The sequence below is a fragment of the Pseudomonas baetica genome (genome assembly GCF_002813455.1).
In the GTDB taxonomy this organism is placed as follows: Bacteria; Pseudomonadota; Gammaproteobacteria; order Pseudomonadales; family Pseudomonadaceae; genus Aquipseudomonas; species Aquipseudomonas baetica.
In genome coordinates, this window is the sequence record NZ_PHHE01000001.1 from 3857181 (window position 1) to 3881894 (window position 24714).

23 protein-coding genes are annotated in these 24714 nt (G+C 59.7%); 7 read left to right on the forward strand and 16 right to left on the reverse strand.

What is annotated here, in order from left to right; genetic code table 11:
- The first annotated feature begins 212 nt into the window (after window positions 1-212).
- Together ATI02_RS17595 and ATI02_RS17600 are read left to right on the forward strand one after the other, a co-directional pair.
- On the forward strand, window positions 213-1514 hold the full coding sequence (locus tag ATI02_RS17595; protein ID WP_100848404.1) for an IS4 family transposase: 1302 nt from the start codon (window positions 213-215) through the stop codon (window positions 1512-1514).
- A gap of 5 nt (window positions 1515-1519) precedes the next feature.
- Entirely contained in the window at window positions 1520-2554 is a 1035-nt protein-coding gene (locus ATI02_RS17600) for an HAD family hydrolase (protein WP_100846926.1), read from the forward strand.
- 192 nt (window positions 2555-2746) lie between these two features.
- Here the strand turns inward: ATI02_RS17600 and ilvD are convergent, their stop codons facing one another.
- The 6 genes from ilvD to ATI02_RS17630 form a co-directional block, all read right to left on the reverse strand.
- Complete coding sequence (gene ilvD / locus ATI02_RS17605; protein WP_095186962.1) at window positions 2747-4588, reverse strand: dihydroxy-acid dehydratase; 1842 nt, start codon at window positions 4586-4588, stop codon at window positions 2747-2749.
- 266 nt (window positions 4589-4854) lie between these two features.
- Window positions 4855-6087: an MFS transporter gene (locus tag ATI02_RS17610; RefSeq protein ID WP_100846927.1), complete on the reverse strand. Its 1233-nt coding sequence runs from the start codon at window positions 6085-6087 to the stop codon at window positions 4855-4857.
- Window positions 6080-7057 carry a diiron oxygenase gene (locus tag ATI02_RS17615; protein WP_095186964.1) on the reverse strand — a complete coding sequence of 326 codons (978 nt, stop codon included), beginning with the start codon at window positions 7055-7057 and terminating at the stop codon, window positions 6080-6082. The genes ATI02_RS17610 and ATI02_RS17615 overlap by 8 nt, the downstream gene beginning before the upstream one ends.
- Window positions 7054-8121: a SagB family peptide dehydrogenase gene (locus ATI02_RS17620; protein WP_100846928.1), complete on the reverse strand. Its 1068-nt coding sequence runs from the start codon at window positions 8119-8121 to the stop codon at window positions 7054-7056. The genes ATI02_RS17615 and ATI02_RS17620 overlap by 4 nt, the downstream gene beginning before the upstream one ends.
- Before the next feature lie 451 nt (window positions 8122-8572).
- Window positions 8573-9769: a class I SAM-dependent rRNA methyltransferase gene (locus ATI02_RS17625; RefSeq protein ID WP_100846929.1), complete on the reverse strand. Its 1197-nt coding sequence runs from the start codon at window positions 9767-9769 to the stop codon at window positions 8573-8575.
- 164 nt (window positions 9770-9933) lie between these two features.
- Entirely contained in the window at window positions 9934-10473 is a 540-nt protein-coding gene (locus tag ATI02_RS17630; RefSeq protein WP_095186967.1) for a type 1 glutamine amidotransferase domain-containing protein, read from the reverse strand.
- 228 nt (window positions 10474-10701) lie between these two features.
- Here ATI02_RS17630 and ATI02_RS17635 point away from each other — a divergent pair, with 228 nt between their 5' ends.
- From ATI02_RS17635 to ATI02_RS17645, 3 genes are all read left to right on the forward strand, one after another.
- Entirely contained in the window at window positions 10702-11514 is an 813-nt protein-coding gene (locus ATI02_RS17635) for an HDOD domain-containing protein (protein WP_170947197.1), read from the forward strand.
- Between the two features lie 12 nt (window positions 11515-11526).
- On the forward strand, window positions 11527-12339 hold the full coding sequence (mutM, locus tag ATI02_RS17640; protein WP_095186969.1) for a bifunctional DNA-formamidopyrimidine glycosylase/DNA-(apurinic or apyrimidinic site) lyase: 813 nt from the start codon (window positions 11527-11529) through the stop codon (window positions 12337-12339).
- A 68-nt stretch (window positions 12340-12407) separates the two neighbouring features.
- Window positions 12408-12731, forward strand: coding sequence for a multidrug transporter (locus ATI02_RS17645; protein WP_095186970.1), 324 nt, complete (start codon window positions 12408-12410; stop codon window positions 12729-12731).
- Window positions 12732-12858: 127 nt separating this feature from the next.
- Here ATI02_RS17645 and ATI02_RS17650 read toward each other — a convergent pair whose 3' ends face one another.
- The 5 genes from ATI02_RS17650 to ATI02_RS17670 all read right to left on the reverse strand — a co-directional run bounded on the left by ATI02_RS17650 (window position 12859) and on the right by ATI02_RS17670 (window position 17530).
- Window positions 12859-13110, reverse strand: a complete 252-nt coding sequence (locus ATI02_RS17650; RefSeq protein WP_003195146.1) for a YfhL family 4Fe-4S dicluster ferredoxin — start codon at window positions 13108-13110, stop codon at window positions 12859-12861.
- 102 nt (window positions 13111-13212) lie between these two features.
- Window positions 13213-13692, reverse strand: a complete 480-nt coding sequence (gene coaD, locus ATI02_RS17655) for a pantetheine-phosphate adenylyltransferase (RefSeq protein WP_003229157.1) — start codon at window positions 13690-13692, stop codon at window positions 13213-13215.
- 115 nt (window positions 13693-13807) lie between these two features.
- Window positions 13808-15403, reverse strand: a complete 1596-nt coding sequence (locus ATI02_RS17660; RefSeq protein WP_100846930.1) for a GMC family oxidoreductase — start codon at window positions 15401-15403, stop codon at window positions 13808-13810.
- A 119-nt stretch (window positions 15404-15522) separates the two neighbouring features.
- Complete coding sequence (locus tag ATI02_RS17665; protein ID WP_100846931.1) at window positions 15523-16068, reverse strand: twin-arginine translocation pathway signal protein; 546 nt, start codon at window positions 16066-16068, stop codon at window positions 15523-15525.
- Window positions 16069-16099: 31 nt separating this feature from the next.
- Window positions 16100-17530, reverse strand: coding sequence for a coniferyl aldehyde dehydrogenase (locus ATI02_RS17670; RefSeq protein ID WP_100846932.1), 1431 nt, complete (start codon window positions 17528-17530; stop codon window positions 16100-16102).
- Between the two features lie 146 nt (window positions 17531-17676).
- Here ATI02_RS17670 and ATI02_RS17675 point away from each other — a divergent pair, with 146 nt between their 5' ends.
- Window positions 17677-18348 (forward strand): TetR/AcrR family transcriptional regulator, encoded by a 672-nt coding sequence (locus ATI02_RS17675; protein WP_095186974.1) that lies wholly within the window; start codon window positions 17677-17679, stop codon window positions 18346-18348.
- Window positions 18349-18380: 32 nt separating this feature from the next.
- Window positions 18381-19235: a sulfurtransferase gene (locus ATI02_RS17680; protein WP_095186975.1), complete on the forward strand. Its 855-nt coding sequence runs from the start codon at window positions 18381-18383 to the stop codon at window positions 19233-19235.
- A gap of 102 nt (window positions 19236-19337) precedes the next feature.
- On the opposite strand, the gene ATI02_RS17685 is transcribed toward ATI02_RS17680, so the two are convergent.
- The 5 genes from ATI02_RS17685 to ATI02_RS17705 all read right to left on the reverse strand — a co-directional run bounded on the left by ATI02_RS17685 (window position 19338) and on the right by ATI02_RS17705 (window position 24688).
- Complete coding sequence (locus tag ATI02_RS17685) at window positions 19338-20180, reverse strand: AraC family transcriptional regulator (protein ID WP_095187138.1); 843 nt, start codon at window positions 20178-20180, stop codon at window positions 19338-19340.
- The gene (locus tag ATI02_RS17690) at window positions 20177-21172 is read right to left on the reverse strand and encodes a hydrolase (protein WP_095186976.1); all 996 of its coding nucleotides are present in this window, start codon (window positions 21170-21172) and stop codon (window positions 20177-20179) included. The genes ATI02_RS17685 and ATI02_RS17690 overlap by 4 nt, the downstream gene beginning before the upstream one ends.
- A 63-nt stretch (window positions 21173-21235) precedes the next feature.
- Window positions 21236-21850 carry a 16S rRNA (guanine(966)-N(2))-methyltransferase RsmD gene (gene rsmD / locus ATI02_RS17695; protein WP_095186977.1) on the reverse strand — a complete coding sequence of 205 codons (615 nt, stop codon included), beginning with the start codon at window positions 21848-21850 and terminating at the stop codon, window positions 21236-21238.
- Entirely contained in the window at window positions 21850-23340 is a 1491-nt protein-coding gene (locus ATI02_RS17700; RefSeq protein ID WP_100846933.1) for a M16 family metallopeptidase, read from the reverse strand. The genes rsmD and ATI02_RS17700 overlap by 1 nt, the downstream gene beginning before the upstream one ends.
- Window positions 23333-24688: a M16 family metallopeptidase gene (locus tag ATI02_RS17705; protein ID WP_100846934.1), complete on the reverse strand. Its 1356-nt coding sequence runs from the start codon at window positions 24686-24688 to the stop codon at window positions 23333-23335. The genes ATI02_RS17700 and ATI02_RS17705 overlap by 8 nt, the downstream gene beginning before the upstream one ends.
- Between the last annotated feature and the right edge of the window lie 26 nt (window positions 24689-24714).

The window sequence follows — 24714 nt, forward strand, 5'->3', positions numbered from 1 at the left end:
GACGAGGGCTGTCACACTTATTTGTTAGCGTCGATGTCTTTAGCTCAGGGAGAAAGCATCGATGAAATTTGCACCGAAATTTCTGGCTGTCGCACTGACGGTCATCCCTTTCAAGGTCTTAGGTAAAATCCCCTGATACTTCAGCCAGGAGGACCCGAACGATGTGGGCCGATGTTCTAGCGCGTTTCGAGAAAAAAGCACCTGCCAGTGTCATGGCCAAATTGGCGCTGGAGCAGGCCATTGCGCCTGAGTGGATTGATCAGGTCTTCGAAGAGCATCGGCAACGGCAGTATTCTCGTGAGCTACTGTTCTCGACCATCATCAAGCTGATGTCCCTTGTTTCATTGGGCTTGAAGCCATCCCTGCACGCCGCCGCGCGGCAACTGGAAGATCTTCCTGTCAGTTTGGCTGCCCTCTACGACAAGATCAGTCGTACTGAACCTGCGCTGTTACGCGCTCTGGTCACAGGTTGTGCGCAACGTCTGACTCCGACCATCAAGGAGCTGGGCTGCACCAAAACGTTGCCGGGCTGGCAGCTTCGAGTGGTGGACGGCAATCATTTGGCTTCCACTGAGAAACGTCTGGGCGCTCTACGCCATGAGCGAGGCGCCGCTCGTCCTGGCTTTTCGGTGGTTGTTTACGACCCCGATCTCGATCAGGTCATCGACCTTCAGGCGTGTGAGGATGCCTACGCAAGCGAGCGTGTTTGCGTGCTGCCTCTACTGGCCAATGCCGAGCCAGGCCAAGTGTGGCTGGCTGATCGACTCTATTGCACGCTCCCGGTCATGGAGGCTTGTGAGCAGGTCCAGACATCCTTTGTCATTCGTCAGCAAGCCAAACATCCACGCCTGATTCAAGAGGGTGAGTGGCAAGAACCCGTGCCTGTGGAAACAGGCACTGTGCGTGAGCAGATCATCCAGGTCAGAGGCGGTTACCAATGTCGGCGTGTCGAACTGACGCTTCATTCGCCAACAGACTCGGGTGACAGCAGCTTGATGTTCTGGAGCAATCTACCCCAAAGCGTCAGCGCACAGCAGATCGCGCAACTCTATCGCCGTCGCTGGAGCATTGAAGGCATGTTCCAGCGACTGGAAGCGATCCTGGAAAGTGAAATCGAAACTCTTGGCAGCCCAAAGGCTGCCTTACTCGGGTTCGCCACTGCGGTGTTGGCCTACAACGTCCTGGCCGTCCTCAAACGAAGCGTCGAGCAAGCTCACCGGGATACCCAGCCTGACGGCTGGGAAGCCTCGATCTATCACTTGGCGGTTCAGGTCAGGAGTGGTTATGAGGGAATGCAGATTGCGCTGCCTTCGGAATATCTTCCCGTCATTCCTCTGGAAAAACTGGCCCAGCGCTTACTAGAGCTGGCCAGCAACATCCAACCCAAACAAGTTGCGAAAAGCCCCCGTGGCCCCAAAGTGCCTAAGCCCAAGACATGGGTCCAAGGCACGGCGGTGCATGCGCATGTTTCAACGGACAGAGTAATCAAGGCTGCCAAAACTAAAAGACCTTGAAAGGGATGGCACTGACGGTAGGTTTGGGCCTGGCCGGTCAGGCTTTCGCCACTGACCTCAAACACTGGCCGGCCGATCAGGCCAAGGCACTGGACGCGATGATCGCCGCCAACGCCAACAAGGGTAACTACGCGGTGTTCGACATGGACAACACCAGTTACCGCTACGACCTTGAAGAATCCTTGCTGCCGTTCATGGAAAACAAGGGCCTGATCACCCGCGACAAGCTCGATCCCTCGCTGAAACTGATGCCGTTCAAGGACACCGCTGACCACAAGGAAAGCCTGTTCAGTTACTACTATCGCCTCTGCGAAGTCGACGACATGGTCTGCTACCCGTGGGTGGCGCAGGTGTTCTCCGGGTTCACCCTCAAGGAACTCAAAGGCTACGTCGATGAGCTGATGGCCTCGGGCAAGCCGGTGCCGGCAACCTATTACGAAGGCGATGTGGTCAAGAAGCTCGACGTCAATCCGCCGAAGATCTTCACCGGCCAGCAAGAGCTCTACAACAAGCTGATGGAGAACGGCATCGAGGTCTACGTGATGACCGCGGCCTCTGAAGAACTGGTGCGCATGGTCGCGGCCGATCCGAAGTACGGCTACAACGTCAAACCGCAAAATGTCATCGGCGTGAGTCTGCTACTCAAGAATCGCGAGACCAATGAGCTGACCACCGCACGCAAGCAGATCACCGCTGGCAAATATGACGAGAAGGCCAACCTTGGCCTCGAACTGACGCCATACCTGTGGACCCCGGCGACCTGGATGGCCGGTAAGCATGCGGCGATTCTGACCTACATCGACGAATGGAAAAAACCGGTACTGGTCGGTGGCGATACCCCAACCAGTGACGGCTATATGCTGTTCCACGATGTGGATGTGGCCAAGGGCGGCATTCATTTGTGGATCAACCGCAAGGACAAATACATGACCCAACTCAACGGCATGATGGCCAAGCACGCGGCAGCGCAGGCCAAGGAAGGGTTGCCGGTGACGGCGGACAAGAACTGGGTGATCGTCAAGCCTGAGGAAATCCAGTAACAGACACAGGGCCAGTGTGGGAGCGAGCCTGCTCGCGAAAGCGTAGTGTCAGTCACCATCTCTGTTTCTGACATACCGTATTCGCGAGCAGGCTCGCTCCCACAGTTTGATCTGCCGTGACTTTGGGATTTCGGTCAGACACAAAAATGCCCCGCACTCAGGCGGGGCATTTTTTTATTCGACGCTTAAGGTTTACAGCCCGTCGAGCATCGCCTTGTTACGCACAGCACCCTTGTCGGCACTGGTCGCCAGCAGGGCGTAGGCCTTCAGTGCGGTGGTCACTTTGCGTGGACGCACTTCAACCGGTTTCCAGCCTTTTTTGTCCTGCTCGGCGCGGCGTGCAGCCAGTTCTTCGTCGCTGACCAACAGGTTGATCGAGCGGTTCGGAATGTCGATCAGCACTTTGTCGCCGTCCTGCACCAGACCGATTGCGCCGCCGGCCGCAGCCTCTGGCGAAGCGTGGCCGATCGACAGGCCCGAGGTGCCGCCGGAGAAGCGACCATCCGTGAGCAGGGCGCAATCCTTGCCTAGGCCTTTGGATTTCAGGTACGAGGTCGGGTAAAGCATTTCCTGCATGCCCGGGCCGCCTTTCGGGCCTTCGTAGCGGATGATCACGATGTCGCCGGCCTTCACTTCATCGGCGAGGATGCCGCGTACGGCGCTATCCTGGCTTTCGAAGATCTTCGCGTTGCCTTCGAAGACGTGGATCGACTCATCGACACCGGCGGTTTTCACCACACAGCCATCGAGGGCGATGTTGCCGTACAGCACGGCCAGGCCGCCTTCTTGCGAATAGGCGTGCTCGAAGCTGCGGATGCAGCCGTTTTCACGGTCGTCATCCAGGGTTTCCCAGCGAGTCGACTGGCTGAACGCGGTCTGGGTCGGAATACCGGCAGGGCCTGCCTTGAAGAAGTGGTGCACCGCTTCATCGGTGGTCTGGGTGATGTCCCACTTGGCGATGGCTTCTTCCATGCTGCGGCTATGCACGGTCGGCAGGTCGGTGTGCAGCAGGCCGCCACGGGCCAGCGAACCGAGGATGCTGAAGATGCCGCCAGCGCGGTGCACGTCTTCCATGTGGTACTTCTGGATGTTCGGCGCAACCTTGCACAGCTGTGGAACGCTGCGCGAGAGGCGGTCGATGTCGCGCAGGTCGAAATCGATCTCGGCTTCCTGGGCGGCAGCCAGCAAGTGCAGGATGGTGTTGGTCGAACCGCCCATGGCGATGTCGAGCATCATCGCGTTCTCGAACGCCTTGAAGTTGGCGATGTTGCGCGGCAGAACCGATTCGTCGTTCTCGCCGTAGTAGCGCTTGCACAGCTCGACGATGGTGCGGCCGGCCTGCAGGAACAGCTGTTCACGGTCGCTGTGGGTGGCGAGCGTCGAACCGTTGCCCGGCAGTGCGAGGCCGAGGGCTTCGGTCAGGCAGTTCATCGAGTTGGCGGTGAACATGCCGGAGCACGAACCGCAGGTCGGGCAGGCGCTGCGCTCGTATTCAGCGACTTTCTCGTCAGAAGCGCTGGAGTCGGCGGCGATCACCATGGCGTCGACGAGGTCGAGGCCGTGGGACGCGAGTTTGGTCTTGCCGGCTTCCATCGGACCGCCGGAAACGAAGATCACCGGAATGTTCAGGCGCAAGGCAGCCATCAGCATGCCCGGGGTGATCTTGTCGCAGTTGGAGATGCACACGATGGCGTCGGCGCAGTGGGCGTTGACCATGTATTCGACGGAGTCGGCGATGATCTCGCGGCTCGGCAGCGAATAGAGCATGCCGTCGTGACCCATGGCGATGCCATCATCCACGGCGATGGTGTTGAATTCCTTGGCCACGCCACCGGCGCGTTCGATTTCACGGGCAACCAGTTGACCGAGGTCTTTCAGGTGCACGTGGCCCGGAACGAACTGGGTGAAGGAGTTGGCAATGGCGATGATCGGCTTCTTGAAATCGTCATCTTTCATCCCGGTGGCGCGCCACAGTGCGCGGGCGCCGGCCATGTTGCGGCCGTGGGTGGATGTTTTCGAACGGTAATCTGGCATGGAGCACTCCGGGCGGCTAATCACTTACTAATCAGGTGCAAAAGGGGAGAGAGCTTCTATTGACGTCTGGAACACTCAGAAATGGCCGTGTGTCCTGAAGTTGCCGATGGCTTTGCGGGATCGCCGCTTGCCTCAGCCTGAGCTCATAAACCCGCCGGGGGATGAATGGCGATGAATCTGGCGATTCTACACCGCTGGCGTCTGGAGGGAATGGCGCAAAGTGTTGTTCCAGTGCCGACGGTGCGTGTGGGATGACGACCGGCAGATTATTCGCTTTCCGGCTGTGCAGTGGCATTGGCCAGAAGGAGACTGGCACGACGGCTGATTTGGCGGTTGACCGCCAGCGCCACGCCGCTGATCAGCACAAAGCTGTACCCGAGCGTAGATTGCAGATTGGCCGGGCTCAGACTGATCAAGGCACTGATCAAACCACCGCAGATGAAAATGATCGTGCTGCCAGCCGATGCCGAAGTACCCGCAATCTCCGGGAACAGGTCCATGGCGCGGGAGGTCGCTGCCGGGCGGGCGATGGTTGTGCCAGCGGTGCAGATCAGCATCGGCATCAGCACTGTCGCCGCCGACAGTGCGAAGTTCGATGACAGGTAAAGCAGCATCAGCCCTGACAGCAGGATCAGGCTCAGGCCAGCAATGATTTGATGGTCCGGGGTCATCCTGCGGCTCAACACCGCCGCAACGATTCCGCCGACAATATAGGCTGCGCCGTAAATCAGCAGAATCAGCGAGAAGTCATAGGCCGTCATTTGCAGTTGGTCCATGAAGATCAGTGGTGAAGTCACGATGAACGAGAAGTGACAGGCAAACGCGAAGGCTGAAATCAGCCAATAGCCGACGAAGTCAAAGTCTGCGAACACTCGTCGGTAGCCCTTGAGGAAACCGGTCGCGTTGCCCTTGGTCAGTGGTCGTGTGTTTTCCAGAAACAGCCAGGCTTTGAACATTACGACGGCGGCCAGTGCGGTGAATACCCAGAAGCTGCCACGCCAGCCAAGGCTGGCCTGCAAAAAGGTGCCGGCCAACGGCGATACGGAGATGAAAATCCCGGTGGCCGTGACCATCAGAATGCGCAAGCGATCACGCTCTTCACCCTCGAACAGATCCTGAACCAGCGCCTGGGACAGCACGAAGCAGCCACAACCCAATGCCTGCAGAATCCGGAACAGTAGAAACAACGTGTAATCGTTGCTCAGCACACAGCCGACGGCACCGAGCATCGAGACACTCATGCCGGCGAGCAACAAGCCTTTGCGCCCGATCAGATCGGAAAGCGGTCCGATCAATAATTGAGCAAATGCCACGCCTACGGCGAACAGGCTGATGGACAGGGCGATGTCCGTCGGGGTGCTGCGAAAGTGCCCGGCCAGCGCCGGAAACGAGGGCAGCAGAACATCCAGTGGGAATACGCCCAGAAGAACCATCGCCAGCAGCAGACTCACAGCCCCGCGTCGTTCTCGGGCGGTTACCACAGGTTGTCCGTTAGCCATCGATCAATCCTGCCTTGGCAAAAAGTTTCTGATTATTGGGCAAGGCAAAGAATCCGGCTTTTCTCAGCGCATCCAGCGTTGCTGTTGCACCGTTTTTCGCTCGCTGACAGCTGGCTTGCCGATGGGTCAAGCTGTCGAGAATCTCCCTGACCGCCGTTTCGCCAATACCGGCGCCATGCAGGCTCTTTTGCAGCCAGCGCTCATCAACTTCAAAGAAGAGGGTGATGATCTCCAGCAGTGTTTTTGCGCTGAATGTTCGTTGGCGGCTGTTCAGCGTCAGCCACAGATAGTGGAAGACCTCTGCAAAATAGCGGCTATGGCGGGCCTCGTCGGTCAGATGATCACGCAACATGTCGTTGACGCTGCTGACCAGGCTTTCGCGGCAGACATCCAGCAGTTCCCGGGCAATGATGGTTTCCGAAACGAAACCCAGCAGAAACCATGCAAGCGGGCGGTTGCTGGCACTGGTGCGGGCAATCAAGGCGTTGAATCGGGTAATTCGTAGCGGCATTACCGGGCGTTCGGCGATGCCGTAAAGTGCGGCGATCTGTTCTGCCAGACGATGGGAAAACAGCGCGTGATAACCCTCGTCCGTGTACAGCTGCAGGGCGGCGTTTTTCATCCGGGGAGGGACGAAAGCGGGTAATTCGCCATGAATGATGGTTTCGACGGCGCGGTTGACGATGCGATGTTCGAGCAGCGTGGTGTAGTCGAGAAAGTGCACCAGATGATTGGCTGTCAGACGATGCAGGACGGCCCTGCCTTCTGCCTCGATGGCAGGGTGCGACAGGTAGGGCAGAAAAGCCGGGGGAAACCAGTAGCGGGTTTCCAGTTGTTGCTGCACATCCTCGGGCAATTGGTAGTCATCCTGACTGACGCGCACCGAGGCATGGCTGTTCCAGTCGCCAAGGGTAAATCGCAGGGCCCAGGACACAGGGACTTGATCCTGCTCGCCGGTGAGCGTGCTCATGGCTGTACCTCGTTCAGCAGGTCGTGCATTTCCTGGCACATCGCCTGCCCGTCACTTTCGCCGCAGCCGACGAAAAACAACGGTTGTTCCGCGCCTTCTATCTTGAGCAGTGATTGCACCTGATCGTCGTCGAATGCCCCGGTCAGCCAGGTATTGAGGCCCAGTGCCGTAGCCACCAGCTGGAACGATTGCGAAAGGTGGCCCGCTTCGATAAAGGCCATCCGGTAGGCGCGCGAATGTTCGTATTTCCACCAGAGCCTGTCGAACCGGGCGGTGATGAATAATCCCAACGGCAAGTTGTTGATGAAATGCTGTCCTGCCAGCACTTGTCCCAATGGACACTGCGGCCAGGGATTCACCAGGCTCAAGGCATGTTCGGCGGGATGGTAGGCATAGATGCCAGGTTCCAGACCTTCGATGTTTTGCGCCAGCAGAAAGCATTCGCAGGCGTTCAGGCCGCCCCCGGAAGGGCTGCTGCGGCGCGCGCCGAGACCTGCGGCAATATTGTCTTGAGTGGTCTCGCGTGTATGCAGGTAGCCGAAAGACAGGTGCAGCAACGTGCTGACGTCGTCGAGCGCGATCGCGGCTCCGGTGAAGGTGCGGCAGGTTTTCCGTTGATGCAGGGCTCGGTTCAGGCTGTCGTCATTCGGGGCGCTAGGGGCGGGCAAGGCAATGCGTCGGGTGGCGATGTCGAGCGCGCGGTCGGCCTTGGGCGGGGTGATGGCCAGAACCTGATTGCAGTGCTCCAGGTATTGTCTGGACCACTCGTGACTATCTTGCGGAACCTGCTCGCAGGGAATGTTTCGTGTGCCGATGTGATAAATCTTTGAGAGTTCGTCCCAGCCCCATTCCATAGTGTCTACTTTTGAAACGGTAAGTATTCCCGCATTCATTAGTTGTATGTCTATAGTGTTGCGACTGTCGAATAGATCGGGGTCGTGGATGAGTTGGCTGAGGCGTAATGAAAAATCCAGATCAAGTTCGTGCTGGATATGATCTTTGTAGTTCCAGATAATTTGTGCAGGCGTGCGCGGCAATATGAATAAATAGGGATTGATGTGCATGTTTGATGTTTCACTCTGGTTGAAGTTTGTAAAGACGCCGGGTTGCCGGCACTCCCCGGCGTCTAGACTTGCTTAGCGGGCTTTAGGCGCTACCAGAAAAGCCAGGTTTGCGATTTTGTTTGTTTCCATAGAGATAACTTTCATTGTGAACTCCTTGTTCGTTTTTAATGATGAGTGCCACCTCGTGGTGACAAATTAATAATAGTTTGTAATGGGTTTTTGGCAAGCGGATATTAAGTAGGAATATTCCAGTAATTTTGTCGGACTGATCTTTGGGCTATTATTGGTGTGTGAGAGGAAGTTTGATAAATTAAAGGTGTGAGGAAGTTTCCTACATCTTCGGCGGAAAGATGGGTGTAGGAAAATATAATATTGGGGGGATGTTCAAAGCGACAAACAGGGTTTGCACAAAGCAAACGGGGAGCCGTTGGGCTCCCCGTCAATTGGCCAATCAGCTGTTGGGCAGCAGGCGGCAGGTGATGCTCTTGATATAGCGGGTTTCGGCGATTGCCGGGTGTACCGGGTGATCCGGGCCCTGGCCGCCACGCTCCAGCAGCTGGATGTTGCGATCCAGGTGACGGGCGCTGGTCAGCAGGATGTTCTGCAGATCATCTTCCGGCAGGTGCATCGAACACGAAGCGCTGACCAGGATGCCGTCCTTGTTGAGCAGGCGCATGGCTTGCTCGTTCAGGCGACGGTAGGCGCCTTCACCGTTTTTCATGTCTTTCTTGCGCTTGATGAACGCTGGCGGGTCGGCCACGATCACGTCGAAGCGTTCTTCGCTGGCCTTCAGCTCTTTCAGGGCTTCGAAAACATCGCCTTCGATGCAGGTCATCTTGTCGGCGAAGCCGTTCAGTGCAGCGTTGCGTTCCACACCGTCGAGGGCGAAGGCCGAGGCATCGACGCAGAACACTTCGCTGGCGCCGAATGCGGCAGCCTGCACGCCCCAGCCACCAATGTAGCTATAGAGGTCGAGTACGCGTTTGCCTTTGGCGTAAGGTGCCAGGCGTGCGCGGTTCATACGGTGATCGTAGAACCAGCCGGTTTTCTGACCCTGAATGACCGGTGCTTCGAACTTCACGCCGTTCTCTTCCAGCGCCACCCACTCCGGCACCAGGCCGAATACGGTTTCGACGTAGCGGTTAAGGCCTTCGGCGTCACGGGCGGCGGAGTCGTTCTTGAACAGAATGCCGCTTGGTTTGAGCACTTGGGTCAGCGCGGCGATCACGTCGTCTTTATGCGCTTCCATGGTTGCCGAGGCGATCTGTACCACGAGGATGTCGCCGAAACGATCGACCACCAGACCTGGCAGCAGGTCGGAATCGCCGTAGACCAGACGATAGAACGGCTTGTCGAACAGGCGCTCGCGCAGGGACAGGGCGACGTTCAGGCGATGCACCAGCAGCGATTTGTCCAGCACGACCTTGGTGTCGCGCGACAACAGGCGGGCGCAGATCAGGTTGTTCGGGCTCATCGCCACGATGCCCAGCGGCTTGCCACCGGCTGCTTCGAGAATCGCCTGATCGCCGGCATTGAAGCCGTGCAGTGGCGTGGCGGCCACGTCGATTTCGTTGCTGTAGACCCACAGGTGACCGGCGCGCAGGCGACGGTCGGCGTTGGCTTTGAGGCGCAAGCTAGGCAGGGACATGACGTCGCTCCGGAAAAAAGAGCGGGAGTATACCGTGTTGCGACTTGTGTCGGGTTTGGCGTGCGATGAAACGCTGATGGCCCCTTCGCGAGCAAGCTCGCTCTCACACTGAAAATTTGTTTCAAATGGAGGAGCGAGCCTGCTCGCCAAAGCGGTCGCGAAGGCTATGCCGACAGAGCGTCGATCAACTCACGACTGAACGCCGGAATATCATCCGGCTGACGGCTACTGATCAAGTGACCGTCCCTGACCACTTCCTGGTCGACCCAGTTGGCACCGGCATTGACCAGATCATCCTTGAGGGTTTTGTAACTGGTCATTTTTTTGCCATTGACCAGCCCAGCCGAGATCAGCAGCCACCCGCCATGGCAGATCACTGCAATCGGTTTGCCGGCGGAAGTACCGGTCTTGACCAGATGCTGGGCATCCTGATCGATGCGAATGGTGTCGGAGTTCTGTACGCCGCCTGGTAGCACGATGGCGTCATATTGTTCGCTGCTGGCGGCCTGGAAAGTCTGGTCGACCTTGAAATCATCCGCCGGTTTGTCGTGGTTCCAGCCTTTGACCGTGCCTTCTTCGGCCGAAAGGATGTCGACTTGGGCACCGGCCTGTTCCAGGGCCTGCCTGGGCCCGGTCAATTCGACCTGTTCGAAACCATCGGTTACCAAAAAAGCGACGCGCTTGCCATTGAGGGACGTGGCCATGGATAAGCTCCTGAGACTATGGGAATTTGCTGGCGCTGCGGACCGAAACAGTCCGTCGGCTATTACAGAGTCCGAAGCCTCGTCTTGGATGAAAGTTCCTGACAATTGCCCACTGGTGTGTCGTCTCGCGGTTTTTAGAGGTTAGAATCGCCGCCTGTCCCAGAGCGTGTACTTATGTCCCAAGAGCTGACCACCGAACAGATTCAACAATCCCTGCAAGGCATCAGCGTGCCTGCGCAGCCGCAGATCATGGTGGATCTGCAAATGGAGCAGTACATGCCCGACCCGGACCTGGAGGTGATCGCCAAGCTGATTGCCCAGGATCCCGGCCTGTCCGGCTCGTTGCTGAAAATCGTCAACTCGCCGTATTACGGCCTTAGCAACAAAATCACCTCGATCCAGCGCGCGGTGAATCTGTTGGGCAGCCGCTCAATCATCAACCTGATCAACGCGCAGTCGATCAAGGGCGAGATGAACGACGACACCATCGTTACCCTCAACCGTTTCTGGGACACCGCCCAGGACGTGGCGATGACTTGCCTGACCCTGGCCAAGCGCATTGGTACTCAGGCGGGCGATGAAGCCTACGCCTTGGGCCTGTTCCACGATTGCGGTGTGCCGTTGATGCTGCAACGTTTCCCCAACTACATGTCGGTTCTGGAAAAGGCCTACGCCAATGCCAGCCCTGAATGTCGGGTGGTGGACACGGAAAACGCCGAGTTCAACACCAACCACGCCGTGGTCGGTTATTACACCGCCAAATCCTGGCGTCTGCCGGAGCATGTCAGCACGGCCATCGCCAATCACCACAACGCCCTGGCGATCTTCAACGACGAGTCGTCGCGCAACAGTCAGATGAAAAACCTGCTGGCGATCCTCAAGATGGCCGAGCACATTTGCGCGTCCTACCGCGTGCTGGGCAATCAGACCGAAGACTACGAGTGGAACAGCATCGGCCCGCAGATCCTCGATTACGTCGGTTTGTCGGATTACGATTTCGAAACCCTGAAACAGACGATCCGCGACCTCGGCGCGCATTGATTCGAGGACGCCATGCCTGAACTGCCGGAAGTCGAAACCACCCGCCGGGGCATTGCCCCGCACCTGGAAGGCCAGCGTGTCAGCCGGGTGATTGTGCGTGACCGCCGGTTGCGCTGGCCGATCCCCGAAGATCTCGATGTGCGCCTGTCCGGGCAGCGCATCGTGCTGGTCGAGCGGCGGGCCAAGTATCTGTTGATCAATGCCGAAGTCGGTACGCTCATCAGCCATTTGGGCATGTCGGGCAATCTGCGTCTGGTCGAGGTCGGGTTGCCGGCGCTCAAGCATGAGCATGTCGATATCGAACTGGAGTCGGGTTTGGCTCTGCGCTATACCGATCCGCGGCGTTTTGGCGCGATGCTATGGAGTACCGATCCGCTCAATCACGAATTGCTGATACGTCTCGGGCCGGAGCCGTTGACCGATCTGTTCGACGGGGAACGTTTGTTTCAGCTGTCGCGCGGGCGTTCGATGGCGGTCAAACCGTTCATCATGGACAACGCAGTGGTGGTCGGGGTCGGCAATATCTATGCGACCGAAGCGCTGTTCGCCGCCGGCATCGATCCACGCCGCGAGGCCGGGGGCATTTCCCGGGGGCGTTATCTGAAACTGGCGATCGAGATCAAACGCATTCTTGCCGCCGCCATCGAGCGTGGCGGCACCACGTTGCGTGATTTCATCGGCGGTGACGGGCAGCCGGGGTATTTCCAGCAGGAGTTGTTTGTCTATGGCCGTGGCGGTGAACACTGCAAGGTCTGTGGCACGGGTCTGCGCGAAGTGAAGCTCGGTCAGCGTGCCAGTGTGTTCTGCCCGCGCTGTCAGACCTGAGGCAAAGGGCGAAAAAGTCCTACGGTCTATAGTGAGGTGTCTCACTGTTCAGCCCGAAGGATCGTGCCATGAAATCCTTGCAAGCCCTCTTCGTCACCCTGCTACTGTGTTCCAGCCTGGCTGTTCACGCCACGGAAAGCGGCAGCGGTGATCCGCGTTACACCATTCAGAATCCACCGGCCTACGCCATGCTTGGCGACTTGCTGATTGCCCGACCTTTGCTGGTTGTGGCGACGGTGATCGGTGCAGGGGCATTTGTGGTGTCGCTGCCGTTTACCGCGCTAGGCGGCGGGATTGGTGATGCGGGGCAGGCGCTGGTGGTTGATCCGGCGAAGGCGGCGTTTGTGCGGTGTCTGGGGTGTATAGGGGAAGGGTTTGAGCAGCGCGAATGAGCTGATCAGGATTGCGTGGTGTTGCTGATGGCCCTTTCGCGAGCAGGCTCGCTCCCACAGTTTGAAATGCATTCCAACTGTGGGAGCGAGCCTGCTCGCGAAGAGGGCCAAGCGGGCGCTGAAGAACTCAGGCCTTGCCGGTAATCTTGCGGTACTTCTCCATCAACTGTTCTTCAGTCTCCGGATGAGCTTCGTCCAGCGGGATGCAATCCACCGGGCAGACCTGCTGGCACTGCGGTTCGTCGTAGTGGCCGACACACTGGGTGCACAGGTTCGGGTCGATCACATAGATCTCTTCGCCCTGGGAAATGGCGGCGTTCGGGCACTCGGGTTCGCAGACGTCGCAGTTGATGCAATCGTCGGTGATGATCAGGGACATGCTAACTCCAGCCGGGGCGGCAGGCCCGGGCGCTATAAATCAATGCGCGCAATTGTGCCGCATTGGCGCCCGCAGTGCACGCGGGCGCCGTTTGAACGGTCGTTACTTCTTGAAGCGCAGGGTCAACGCGTCGGCCACGGCCGGGTGGACGAACTTGCTGATATCGCCACCCAAGGCAGCGATTTCGCGGACCAACGTCGAGGAAATGAACGAATAACGCTCGGAAGGGGTGAGAAACAGGCTCTCCACATCCGGGGCCAACTGGCGGTTCATGTTGGCCAGCTGGAATTCGTATTCGAAATCCGACACCGCGCGCAGACCACGCAGGAACACGTTGGCGTTCTGCTCTTTGGCAAAATGCGCCAGCAGCGTCGAGAAGCCGACCACTTCCACGTTCGGCAGGTGTTTGGTGACCTCGCGAGCCAGTTCAACCCGTTGTTCCAATGGGAACAGCGGATTTTTCTTCGGGCTGGCGGCGACCGCAATGATCACGTGATCGAACAGGCGCGAGGCGCGTTCGACCAGATCGCCATGGCCCTTGGTAATAGGGTCGAAGGTACCTGGGTACAACACTCGGTTCATCGCGTCGTCCTGGCGGGAGTCCGTTGGGGAGTCGGATGGTATCGCAGCCGTCCCGGTCGGCCAAGTCGCCTGTTGGGTAAGAAAGCACTATAGACGATCGCAATAATACGGTTTTTCATGGATTTCTCAGGCGATCGGCGAGGGACGTCGCCAATTGTGCTGTCAGACCATACACCGACAACTGTGGGTTGGCGCCGATGCTGGTGGGGAACAGCGAGCCATCGTGAATCGACAGATTGCTCAGTTGATGATGGCGGCCGAGGCTGTCGGTGACGGCGCTCTTCGGGTCTTCACCCATTGCGCAGCCGCCCATGACGTGGGCGCTGCCAAGGCGCGTGCGATACAGCTCAAGACTTAATCCATCGATCAGCGTGCGCGCCTCGGCCAGGGTTTTCACGTAGCGCGCGTCCGCGTGCATCGGCATCACCGCTTGGGCGCCGCCGGCGAACTGGATCTCGGCCATGCTGTGGAATGCGCGGCGCAAGCCTTCCCAAGCATACGGCGAGACTTGGTAATCGAGCACCGGCGAGCCGTCGCCGCGCAACTCGACACTGCCGCCCTGGCTGTCCGGGTGAAAGCCGTCGCGCAGTAGCGCGAGCATCGCGTGGGTGTGCGGCAGGTCGGCCATGTGCTCCGCGTTCTGCTGGCCAAAACCGCCGAGCAGTGTAGCGGCCAGTGCCGGGTGTAGCGGTGGCACTTCGAGTTTGTAGCCCATCGGCCCGGTGGCGCCGTCCTTCCACTGGAAATAGTCCGTGTAGATCGACTGTGGCGCGCCGTAGAACGGATTGATCACCTCATCGAAGCGCCCGGCGGACATGTTCACCAGATGCAGAAACGTCCGTTTGCCGAGGGTTTTATGCGGATCCGGCGCATCCGAACGCAGTAATAATGCCGGGCTGTTGATACCGCCGCCGGCCAGCACGTAGTGCCGCGCCTTGATGGTGATTTTGCGGCCGGTCGGTTCGACGCAGCGCTCGTCCATGGCCACGCATTGCAGGCTGGTGATTTTATCGCCGCTGATCTGCAGCTTTTCCGCCCGGGCCAGATAGAGTAACTCGCCACCCTTTTCCAGCGTTGCCGGAATGGTCGTGACCAGCATCGATTGTTTGGCGTTGGTCGGGCAGCCCATGCCGCAGTAACCAAGGTTCCAGCAACCGCGCACGTTGCGCGGGATCACGTGCCAGCTGTAGCCGAGTTGCTCGCAGCCTTTGCGGATCACGTCGTTGTTGGCGTTGGGCGGAACCATCCATGGGGCGACGCCGAGGCGCTGCTCCATTTTTTCGAACCATGGCGCCATCTCGTCGGGGCTGTGGCCTTTGACGTTGTGCTCTTTGGCCCATTGTTCGAGAGTCGGCTGCGGTGTGCGGAAACTCGATGTCCAGTTGATCAGCGTGGTGCCGCCGACCGCGCGGCCCTGCAGGATGGTGATTGCGCCGTCCTTGCTCATGCGGCCGATACCTTCCTGATAAAGGCTGCTGTAGGCCTGGTCTTCGAGCATTTTGAAATCGGAACTGGTTTTCAGCGGGCCTTCTTCGATCAGCAGCACTTTATAGCCGGCGGCGCTGAGGATTTCTGCCGTGGTGCCGCCACCAGCGCCGCTGCCGATGATCGCAACATCGGCTTCGAGCGTCAGGTCATCGGTGAGCCGGGCGCCGTTGTAGGTTTTCCAGCCTCGGGCCAGGCCTTCGCGGAAGGGGTCGGGTACGGGCATCGATCAGGTTCTCTTGTTTTTGTAGTTCTTGCGGGCCCCTTCGCGAGCAGGCTCGCTCTCACAGGGGAATGCGTTTCAAATGTGGGAGCGGGCTTGCTCGCGAAGGGCGCGCCTCGGTTTCAGACAGTGGGCGGACCGGGGTAGCCGCAGTGCGCCCAGGACTCGGCGCGGGTGTACCAGGCCATCATCACCATTTGCTTCAGAGAGCTGTGGCCCATGCGCAGGAGACTCAATGTGCTGTTTTCCCAGCGATCGAGGAAATGGCGCAGCGCCTCGGGCGTGGCGTTTTCCCAACTGCCCCAGATCCCGGTCAGCGGCCCACGGGTCACGGCCATGCCCAATACATCAAACAATTGTCGGGTGAGTTTGAGCATTTCCGGCGACAGATGATCAAGGCTGTAATCCAGCGATTTGAGCGTGCCATCAACGGCCCCCGGCATCTTCTCGGCCGCTACGGCGCCGTCGAGCATCACTGGAATCAGTGCACGCAAAAACAGCAGGTCGCCGTCGCGCAAGGTCACGAAACCATTGGCCGCGACGCTCGACGAACAGCCGCTGAGGCTGGCGCCAAGCCCGGCGGTGGCAAGAAACGCCGTGGCGCCGAGGCTGAATTTCAGTACGCTACGGCGTGACAGTGCAGGTGTATCGGTCAGGCTTGGGTGCATTGTTTTTATTACCCGGCGGCGATGACGAGGTTTAGCGAATGAACAGCTTCTGGATCAGTTTCTGAATCGACTTTCCGTAAGGCGGATAAATCAGCCTGGCCGCATTGAAGCGCTGTTTAATCAACACGCCTTTGGCTTTGCTGAACGTCAGGAAGCCTTCGTGACCGTGGTAATGACCCATGCCCGAGGCGCCGATGCCGCCGAAGGGCATGTCGTCCTGCGCCACATGCAGCAGGGTGTCGTTCAGGCACACGCCGCCGGAGTGGGTTTCGTGCAGCACGCGGTTCTGTTCGCGTTTGTCGTAGCCAAAGTAGTAAAGAGCCAGAGGTCGCGGGCGCTGATTGATGTAAGCAAATGCCTGCTCCAGATCCCGGTACGGCACGATCGGCAAGAGCGGGCCGAAGATTTCGTCCTGCATCACGGTCATCTCGTCGCTGACATTCAATAAAACGCTGTGCGGCATGCGCCGGCCCTGAGCCTGATCGAACAGCGGAATCAGCAGCGCGCCTTTGCTGGTGGCATCGCTGACGTAGCCGTTGAGCCGGGCCAGTTGGCGCTCGTTGATGATCGCGGTGTAGTCCGGGTTATCGGTGAGGGTCGGATAAAAACCCTGAACCGCCTGGCGATAGGCTTCGACGAAGCCGCCGACCCGGTCTTCCGGCACCAACACGTAATCGGGTGCGACGCAGGTCTGCCCGGCGTTGAGGGTTTTGCCGAAGGCGATGCGCTCGGCGGCGTCCTTCAACGGCACGTCGCGGGAGACGATGGCAGGGGACTTGCCACCCAGTTCGAGCGTGACCGGCGTGAGGTTCTCTGCGGCCGCGCGCATCACATGCTTGCCGATACTGGTGGCACCGGTAAACAACAGGTGGTCGAAGCGCAAACGGGAAAACGCCACGCCGATATCGGCTTCGCCCAGCACTACACACACCAGGTCTTCGGGGAAAATTCGCGCGAGCAACGCTTTGAGTAGCTGGCCGGTGGCCGGGGTCGATTCGCTGAGCTTGAGCATCACCCGATTGCCTGCCGCCAAGGCGCCGACCAGCGGGCCCATGGCCAGATACAGCGGGTAATTCCACGGCACGATGACGCCGACCACGCCCAGCGGCTGGTAAACCACTTTTGCCGAAGCAGGCTGGAACGCCATGCCGACCTTGCGCCGCGAAGATTTCATCCAGCCCCTGAGATGGCGGCTGGCGTAGTGAATGCCATGCAGGCTCGGCATCAACTCGGCGAGCAGGGTTTCATCGGCACTGCGATGGCTGAAATCGGCGCTGATCGCCTCGATCAACGCCTGACGCTCATTGCTCAGCAAATCGCGCAGCGCCTTGAGCCATTGCTGGCGTTGAGCGGCGGGTGGCATCGGATTGGCGGCATAGGCGGCCCGCTGCGCCTCGAACAGCCGATCCAGTGCCACCAGTGGCTGTTGCAGCGTTTGCAGGTAGGCAATGTCGGCAGTCATCATCAGCTCCGGATTTATTGTAGTGAGGCACTTTTTAGAGTCTATGCTCTATAAAGTCAAATCACTTCCTGTCACAGCTTTGTTTTATCCATTTCCGGTTAGGTCGTAAGATGCCCGTCACCGCACTCTGAATTAAAGCTCAAGCCATGGCCCCACGAATAAAAACCAGCGAGCGCATCGTGCAGAACAGCCTCGAGCTGTTCAATCAACAGGGCGAGCGCAGCATCAGCACCAATCACATCGCCGCACACATGGAGATTTCTCCGGGCAACCTGTACTACCACTTCCCGAACAAGCAGGCGATCATCGCCGTGTTGTTCAGTGAGTACGAAAGCCTCGTCGACAGCTTCCTGCGCCCGCCGCACGGGCGCGCCGCAACGGTCGAAGACAAGCGTTTCTACCTCAAGGAACTGCTGTCGGCGATGTGGCGCTACCGATTTTTGCACCGCGATCTTGAGCATCTGCTCGACAGCGATCAGGAACTGGCCGCCCGTTATCGCCGTTTTTCCCAGCGTTGTGTCATTCAGGGTGCCGCGATCTACGAAGGCTTTGTCGCCGCCGGGATCCTGAAGATGGATCGCGTGCAGATCGAGTCCCTGACCCTCAATGCCTGGATCATCCTGACGTCGTGGGTACGTTTCCTGTGCACCACCCGGGAAAACTCCAATCACCTCAGCGAACAGGCCGTTAAACGCGGCGTGTATCAGGTGTTGGTGCTGGAAGCCGGTTTTGTCACCGATCAGGCACGCGATGAGGTTAATGCGCTGTTTGATGAATTTTATGTACCGCTGGCCCAGGCCCTCGAAGACGTGAAATAAACAGTGCCGTTGATATTCCACAGGAGCTCGTTATGCCGATTGCGCAACTGATCAGCCCGCAGACACTGGACGCCCGCAAGGAACAACCGGGGCTGGTGATTCTCGATTGCCGCTTTGCCCTCGAAGACCCGGATTACGGGCAACGCAGTTACGCCGAAGGGCACATTGCCGGGGCAAGTTTCGCCGATCTTGAGCGTGACCTCAGTGGCAAAGTGATCAAAGGCCAGACTGGTCGCCATCCGCTGCCTGATCCGGCCACGTTGATCGAGCGGCTGCAGGCATGGGGCATCAACGCCGACAGCGACGTGGTTCTGTATGACGACGGCCCTGGTGCCTACGCCGCGCGGGCGTGGTGGCTGCTGGCATGGCTGGGTAAGCGTGACGGCGTGTTCATTGTCGATGGCGGCCTCAAGGCCTGGCACGCCGCCGGGTTGCCACTGAGTCTCGATGCGCCGTCGGTCACTCGGGGTAATTTCAGTGGTGAGCCGGACACGCGCCTGCTGCTCAGTGCCGAGCAGTTGCAGCGGCGCCTCGGCCAGCCGACGCTGACCCTGATCGACGCCCGCGCGCTACCTCGCTTCAAGGGGGAAGTGGAACCGATCGACCCGATTGCCGGGCACATTCCCGGCGCGCAATGTGCGGCGTTTACTGACAACCTCGGGAGTGACGGGCGCTTCCTTCCGGCAGACCAGCTCAAGCAGCGCTTTGCTGCGAAACTCGGCGAGCGTTCGCCGGCGGAACTGGTGGCTTATTGCGGCTCGGGGGTGACGGCGTGTCATAACCTGTTTGCGCTGTGTCTGGCGGGTTATCCGTTGGGTTCGCTGTACGCCGGGTCGTGGAGTGAGTGGATCAACGAGCCGTCGCGCGGTATCGCCACCGGCGAATAACCAACACCTGTGGGAGCGAGCCTGCTCGCGAAGGCGTCGGATCAGTCGACATCAATGTTCAATGAACAACCGCTTTCGCGAGCAGGCTCGCTCCCACATTGGTTATTCGTTATCTGAAAGAACCTGTCGGGCACTGCGGTACACGGCGGGCCCGACGCCATAAGCCTGCTTGAACTGCCGGCTCAAATGGCTCTGATCGGCGAAGCCCAGTCGCGTGGCGACTTCCACCGGCAAGCAGCCGTGCTGCAGGAGTGCGCGAGCCTGGGCGATGCGCTGTTGCATCAGCCAGGTGTGCGGTGGCATACCCGTAGCGCGGCGGAACACCCGGGCGAAATGGAACGGAGACAGATTGACCGCCGCCGCCAGTTCTTCCAGTGACGGTGGCGCTGCCAGTTGTGCGTGCAGCAGTTCTTTGCCCAACAGCACCGCGCGGTGTTCCTTGCCGGCTCGTCCGGGCACCGGCACTGCCGCATGGCGCTGCAATAGCCGCAACATCATCTCGCGCCACACCGTTTGCTGTTGCAGCGCGGTGGCCGGGCTTTCGAGCAAATGGTGCAACCGGGAAAACCCGGTGACCAGATCCGCATCGCGATACAACGTGGCGCCGAACGCCGGCAGGTTCGTGGTGGACAGTTCCAGCTCATCCAGCAGCGAAACGATTTGCGCGGTGTCGGGATAAAACGCCCGATACAGCCAGCCATCCTCGGTGCCCTTGTGCCCGGTGTGCAATTCGTCCGGGTTGATCAGCACCAGCGTGCCGCTGCCGGCCAGATGTTCGGCGCCGCGATAGCGATAACGCTGGGCGCCGGCCATGATCATGCCGATCACATAGCCGTCATGTACATGGGGGGCGAAACGATGCTCGATGTAGCGCGCCGACAGCAACTCGACCCCGGCCAGTGGCACGGTTTGCCAGAAACGGATCGACTCGCCCTGATCGCTCATGCGGGCACGCGCGCCAGCCATCGTGGTATGCGACGTTCCAGGTAATAGCCGGGCTGACGAATCGAACCGTCGACAAAGCCGACATGCCCGCCGCGTGCCTGCAATTCGAAGGCGGTTGAAGCCGACAGCTCACTGGCCTGCGGCAGACTGTGCGGGAACACGAAGGGATCGTCTGCGGCCTGAATGATCAGGGTCGGCGTGCGAATCTCGCCGAGAAAGTAGCGGCTTGAAGCGCGGCGGTAGTAATCCTCGGCATCCTCAAATCCGTGCAACGGCGCGGTCACCCGGCCATCGAAATCCCAGAAGGTGCGCATGTTTTCCAGCGAGCCAAGGGCTGCCAGTGCGGCGAGTCCGTCTTCACGCCCGTCATGTTGAAACTGCCGTTGCTTGTTCTTGATGTAGGCGAGCATCTCGCGCATGAAGTGCGCCTGATAGACCTTGGAAAACCCCCGGCCGATGCGGTCGGCGCATTGGTCGAGTCGAAACGGCACCGACACCGCCACCGCGCCGAGTACGCCACTGTCGCTGCCGGTTTCCCCGAGGTGTTTGAGCAGCACGTTGCCGCCCAGGGAGTAGCCCACGGCATACAACGGCGCCAACGGGCGTTTGGCGCGCAGATGCCTGATGGTTTCGGCGAGGTCTTCGCTGGCGCCAGAATGGTAGCTGCGTGGCAACAGATTCGGCTCGCCCGAGCAACCACGCCAGTTCAGCGCGACGCTGGCCCAGCCTTGATCGGCCAACGTTTTCTGGATGCCGGCTACGTAAGGCGAATTGGAGGAACCGGTCAATCCATGCAGTACCAGCACCAACGGCGCATCGGCTGTGTGCGAACCATGCCAGTCGAGGTCAAGAAAATCGCCATCCTCAAGCCACAGGCGTTCGCGTTCACGTTCGATATGTACGGTTTTGCGCCACAGCGGCCCCCACAAGGTTTGCAGGTGCGGATTGCCGAGGCCGAAGGCGGGGTTGAAGTGTTCTGAAGGAGCGGACACGAGGGTTCTCGATGCAGAGCGGCGACCTTGCTGGAAGGGGCGCCGCATATTCAGGCCGGTCGGTTAACCGGCGATCTCTGCCGTACGTTGCCACAGCGCGTAGTAAACCCGGCCGGATTTCTGTTCGCGGTGCAGGCGCCAGTTGCCTGGCAGGCCGAGGGTCGACGGCGCGGTTTCGCTTTCAGTGTAGATCCACGAGTCCGGCGCAAGCCACTGGCGTTCTTCGAGCAAGGTGCACACCGCCGGCAGCAGGTTCTGGTTGAACGGCGGATCGAGGAACACCAGGTCGAACGCAGTCGCGGTCTGGGTTTCCAGGTAGCGCAACGCGTCGGCGGTCTGCACCTGGCCATTGGTGCATCGCAGGGTGCCAAGGTGTTCTTTGAGGCTGGAGACCGCAATATTGCTGGCATCCAGTGCCTGTCCCGTGGCCGCGCCCCGGGACAGCGCTTCGAGGAACAGCGCACCGCTGCCAGCGAACGGGTCGAGCACCTTGGCCCCTTCAACGTACGGCGCTAGCCAGTTGAACAGGGTTTCACGCACGCGATCAGGTGTCGGGCGCAGGCCCGGCGCGTCGGGGAAGCTCAGCTTGCGACTGCGCCATTGGCCGCCAATGATGCGTAACTGGTTCACACCATTGTGGACATTTTGCGCAGGTTTTTTGGGGGATCGAGTTGCCATTAATGCTCCGGAACCCCGAGCGGTTGCTCGGCAGGTTTATCAGATGGGGCCGGTAACGGCTTTTGCGGCACGGTCGGGCCAGCAGTGACGATGACCATTTTGTCCGTGCTCAGGTGTTTGTTCAGGGCGTCGCGGACTTGCTCCACGGTCAGGCTCTGCGACTGCTTCATGAAGTCGTCCAGATAGCTCAACGGCAGATTATAAAAGCCCATGGCACCGAGTTGGCCGACGATGTCGGCGTTGCTCGCGGTGGACAGCGGGAAGCTGCCAGCCAGTTCGCGCTTGGCGTCGTCGAGTTCTTTCTGCGTCGGGCCGGTTTTCAGGTAGTCGGCGAGTACGTCCTGCACCAGTTTCAGGGTGCCTTCGCTCATTTGCGCGCGGGTCTGCAGGTTGATCATGAACGGGCCACGGGCCTGCATCGGGCTGAAACCCGAATACACACCGTAGGTGAGGCCGCGTTTCTCGCGCACTTCGCTCATCAGACGAGTACCGAAACCACCGCCGCCGAGGATCTGGTTGCCCATCGACAGTGCAGCGTAATCCGGGTCGTCACGGTCGATGCCCAGTTGCGCGAGCATCAGGTTGGTCTGCTTCGACGGAAACTCGATATGGCCAGTGCTGGCTTTCGGCTCCTGCGGCTGAGCGATCTTCGCCAGCGCCGGACCCTTCGGCAGGGCGGCGGACACCTGATTGGCAATCGCCTCGGCGTCAGCGCGAGACAAGTCGCCGACCAGCGCGATCACCACATTGCCGGCGGCGTATGCCTTGGCGTGGAACTCACGCAGTTGCGCGAGGGTGATCTTCGGCACGCTTTGCGGATTGCCGTCGCTGGAATGCGCGTACGGGTGATCGCCATACAGACGCTTCATCAGTTCGAGGCTGGCGAGTTTGCCGGGGTTCTGCTTCTGGTATTCGAACCCGGCGAGCATCTGGTTCTTGATGCGCGCGAACGAGTCGGCCGGGAAGGTTGGTTTGCCCACCACTTCCGAGAACAGCTTCAGCGCCGGCTCACGTTGCTCGGCGGCACTCAGGCTACGCAACGAAGCCAGCGCCATGTCCTTGAACGCACCGTTGCCGAAATCTGCACCCAGGCCTTCGAAGCCTTGAGCGATGGCGCCGACGTCCTTGCCAGCAACGCCTTCGTTGAGCATCGCGTTGGTCAGCACTGCCAGGCCCGGCGCGTTGCCGTCCTGACTGCTGCCAGCGGAAAAGATCAGGCGCATGTCGAACATCGGCAGCTCGTGAGCCTCGACGAACAGCACCTTGGCGCCTTCGGCGGTGTTCCAGGTCTGCACATCGAGCTTGCGGCTGGCCGGGGCTTTACCGTCGAGTTCGGCCAGTGATTGCAGCTTTTGGCTGGACTTGGCGTTGTCCAGCGCTTCGCTGGCCTTGCTGTCAGCGCTTGGCGACAGATAGACAGCAGCGGAGCCGATCACGGCGACCGCAATCAGGCCGAGCAAAAACAGGCGTGGGGTTTTGCGCTCACTCATGAGTCGTCTCCAGTGGCAGGACGTGGGCGACGCTGAGACGTTCGCGGGTGAAGTACAGCTTGGCGGCATTCTGGATGTCTTGCGGGGTCACGCTTTCCAGATCGGCGAGTTCGGTGTCCATCAGTTTCCATGACAGACCCACCGTCTCCAATTGGCCGATGGCGGTGGCCTGGCTGGTGATCGAGTCACGTTCGTAGACCAGGCCGGCAATCACCTGGGCCCGCACGCGTTCCAGCTCTTCGGCGGACGGTGCAGTGGTTTTCAACTGGTCCAGCAGTTTCCACAGACCAGCCTCGGCTTGCGCCATGGTCTTTTTCTTCTGGGTGTTCGGCGTAGCCGACAGGGTGAACAGGCTGTCGCCGCGGGTGTAGGCGTCATAGCTCGACGAGCCGCCGGACACCAGCTCTTCGCCGCGCTCCAGTTGCGTCGGGATGCGACCGCTATAACCGCCGTCGAGCAGCGCCGAGATCAGGCGCAGGGCATTGACCGAGCGTTTGTCTTCGGCGGTAGCAATGCTCGGCACGTTGAAACCGAGCATCAGGCTCGGCAGTTGGGTCTGCACATGCAGGGTGATCTGCCGTTCGCCGGGTTCGGCCAGTTCCAGCGGTTGCTTCGCTGGAGGCACATCGCGTTTGGCGATGGGCCCGAAATAACGCTGGGCGAGGGTTTTCACTTCATCCGGGGTGACGTCGCCGACCACCACCAGCGTGGCGTTGTTCGGCACATACCAGGACTGATACCAGTGACGCAGCTCTTCGACCTTCATCCGGTCCAGGTCTGCCATCCAGCCGATGGTCGGCGTGTGGTAGCCGCTGGCCGGGTAGGCCATCGCCTTATAGCGCTCGTAGGCTTTGGACATCGGCTTGTCATCGGTGCGTAGGCGGCGCTCTTCCTTGATGACTTCGATTTCCTTGGCGAACTCGTCGGCCGGCAAGCGCAGATTGGCCATGCGGTCGGCTTCCAGTTCGAAGGCCACGCCCAGGCGATCGCGGGCCAGCACCTGGTAATAAGCGGTGAAGTCGTCGCTGGTGAAGGCGTTCTCGTCGGCACCGAGGTCGCGCAGGATCAGCGAGGCTTCGCCGGGGCCGACTTTTTCGCTGCCCTTGAACATCATGTGCTCAAGCGCGTGGGACAGGCCGGTCTGGCCCGGGGTTTCGTAGCTGGAACCGACCTTGTACCAGACCTGCGATACCACCACCGGCGCGCGATGGTCTTCGCGCACGACGACCTTGAGGCCGTTGTCGAGGGTGAATTCGTGAGTCGGTTGCGGGTCGGCCGCCAGGGCCGAAAGGGGCAGGCAGACTGTGCTGAGCAGCAGGCCTGCAGCGCGGCGGGCTAGAGCATTCATTCGTTTTTTAACCTGTTGGGCTGCCC

Bases quoted from the DNA above. Each gene is read 5' to 3' on its own strand.
- ilvD (WP_095186962.1), bottom strand. From the start codon at position 4,588: ATGCCAGATTACCGTTCGAAAACATCCACCCACGGCCGCAACATGGCC.
- ATI02_RS17600 (WP_100846926.1), top strand. From the start codon at position 1,520: ATGGCACTGACGGTAGGTTTGGGCCTGGCCGGTCAGGCTTTCGCCACT.
- ATI02_RS17670 (WP_100846932.1), bottom strand. From the start codon at position 17,530: ATGACTGCCGACATTGCCTACCTGCAAACGCTGCAACAGCCACTGGTG.
- ATI02_RS17665 (WP_100846931.1), bottom strand. From the start codon at position 16,068: ATGCACCCAAGCCTGACCGATACACCTGCACTGTCACGCCGTAGCGTA.
- rsmD (WP_095186977.1), bottom strand. From the start codon at position 21,850: ATGGCAACTCGATCCCCCAAAAAACCTGCGCAAAATGTCCACAATGGT.
- ATI02_RS17700 (WP_100846933.1), bottom strand. From the start codon at position 23,340: ATGAGTGAGCGCAAAACCCCACGCCTGTTTTTGCTCGGCCTGATTGCG.
- ATI02_RS17630 (WP_095186967.1), bottom strand. From the start codon at position 10,473: ATGGCCACGTCCCTCAATGGCAAGCGCGTCGCTTTTTTGGTAACCGAT.
- ATI02_RS17675 (WP_095186974.1), top strand. From the start codon at position 17,677: ATGGCCCCACGAATAAAAACCAGCGAGCGCATCGTGCAGAACAGCCTC.
- ATI02_RS17595 (WP_100848404.1), top strand. From the start codon at position 213: ATGGCCAAATTGGCGCTGGAGCAGGCCATTGCGCCTGAGTGGATTGAT.
- coaD (WP_003229157.1), bottom strand. From the start codon at position 13,692: ATGAACCGAGTGTTGTACCCAGGTACCTTCGACCCTATTACCAAGGGC.
- ATI02_RS17705 (WP_100846934.1), bottom strand. From the start codon at position 24,688: ATGAATGCTCTAGCCCGCCGCGCTGCAGGCCTGCTGCTCAGCACAGTC.
- ATI02_RS17685 (WP_095187138.1), bottom strand. From the start codon at position 20,180: ATGAGCGATCAGGGCGAGTCGATCCGTTTCTGGCAAACCGTGCCACTG.
- ATI02_RS17680 (WP_095186975.1), top strand. From the start codon at position 18,381: ATGCCGATTGCGCAACTGATCAGCCCGCAGACACTGGACGCCCGCAAG.
- ATI02_RS17620 (WP_100846928.1), bottom strand. From the start codon at position 8,121: ATGCACATCAATCCCTATTTATTCATATTGCCGCGCACGCCTGCACAA.
- ATI02_RS17615 (WP_095186964.1), bottom strand. From the start codon at position 7,057: ATGAGCACGCTCACCGGCGAGCAGGATCAAGTCCCTGTGTCCTGGGCC.
- ATI02_RS17625 (WP_100846929.1), bottom strand. From the start codon at position 9,769: ATGTCCCTGCCTAGCTTGCGCCTCAAAGCCAACGCCGACCGTCGCCTG.
- ATI02_RS17650 (WP_003195146.1), bottom strand. From the start codon at position 13,110: ATGTCCCTGATCATCACCGACGATTGCATCAACTGCGACGTCTGCGAA.
- ATI02_RS17660 (WP_100846930.1), bottom strand. From the start codon at position 15,403: ATGCCCGTACCCGACCCCTTCCGCGAAGGCCTGGCCCGAGGCTGGAAA.
- ATI02_RS17610 (WP_100846927.1), bottom strand. From the start codon at position 6,087: ATGGCTAACGGACAACCTGTGGTAACCGCCCGAGAACGACGCGGGGCT.
- ATI02_RS17645 (WP_095186970.1), top strand. From the start codon at position 12,408: ATGAAATCCTTGCAAGCCCTCTTCGTCACCCTGCTACTGTGTTCCAGC.
- mutM (WP_095186969.1), top strand. From the start codon at position 11,527: ATGCCTGAACTGCCGGAAGTCGAAACCACCCGCCGGGGCATTGCCCCG.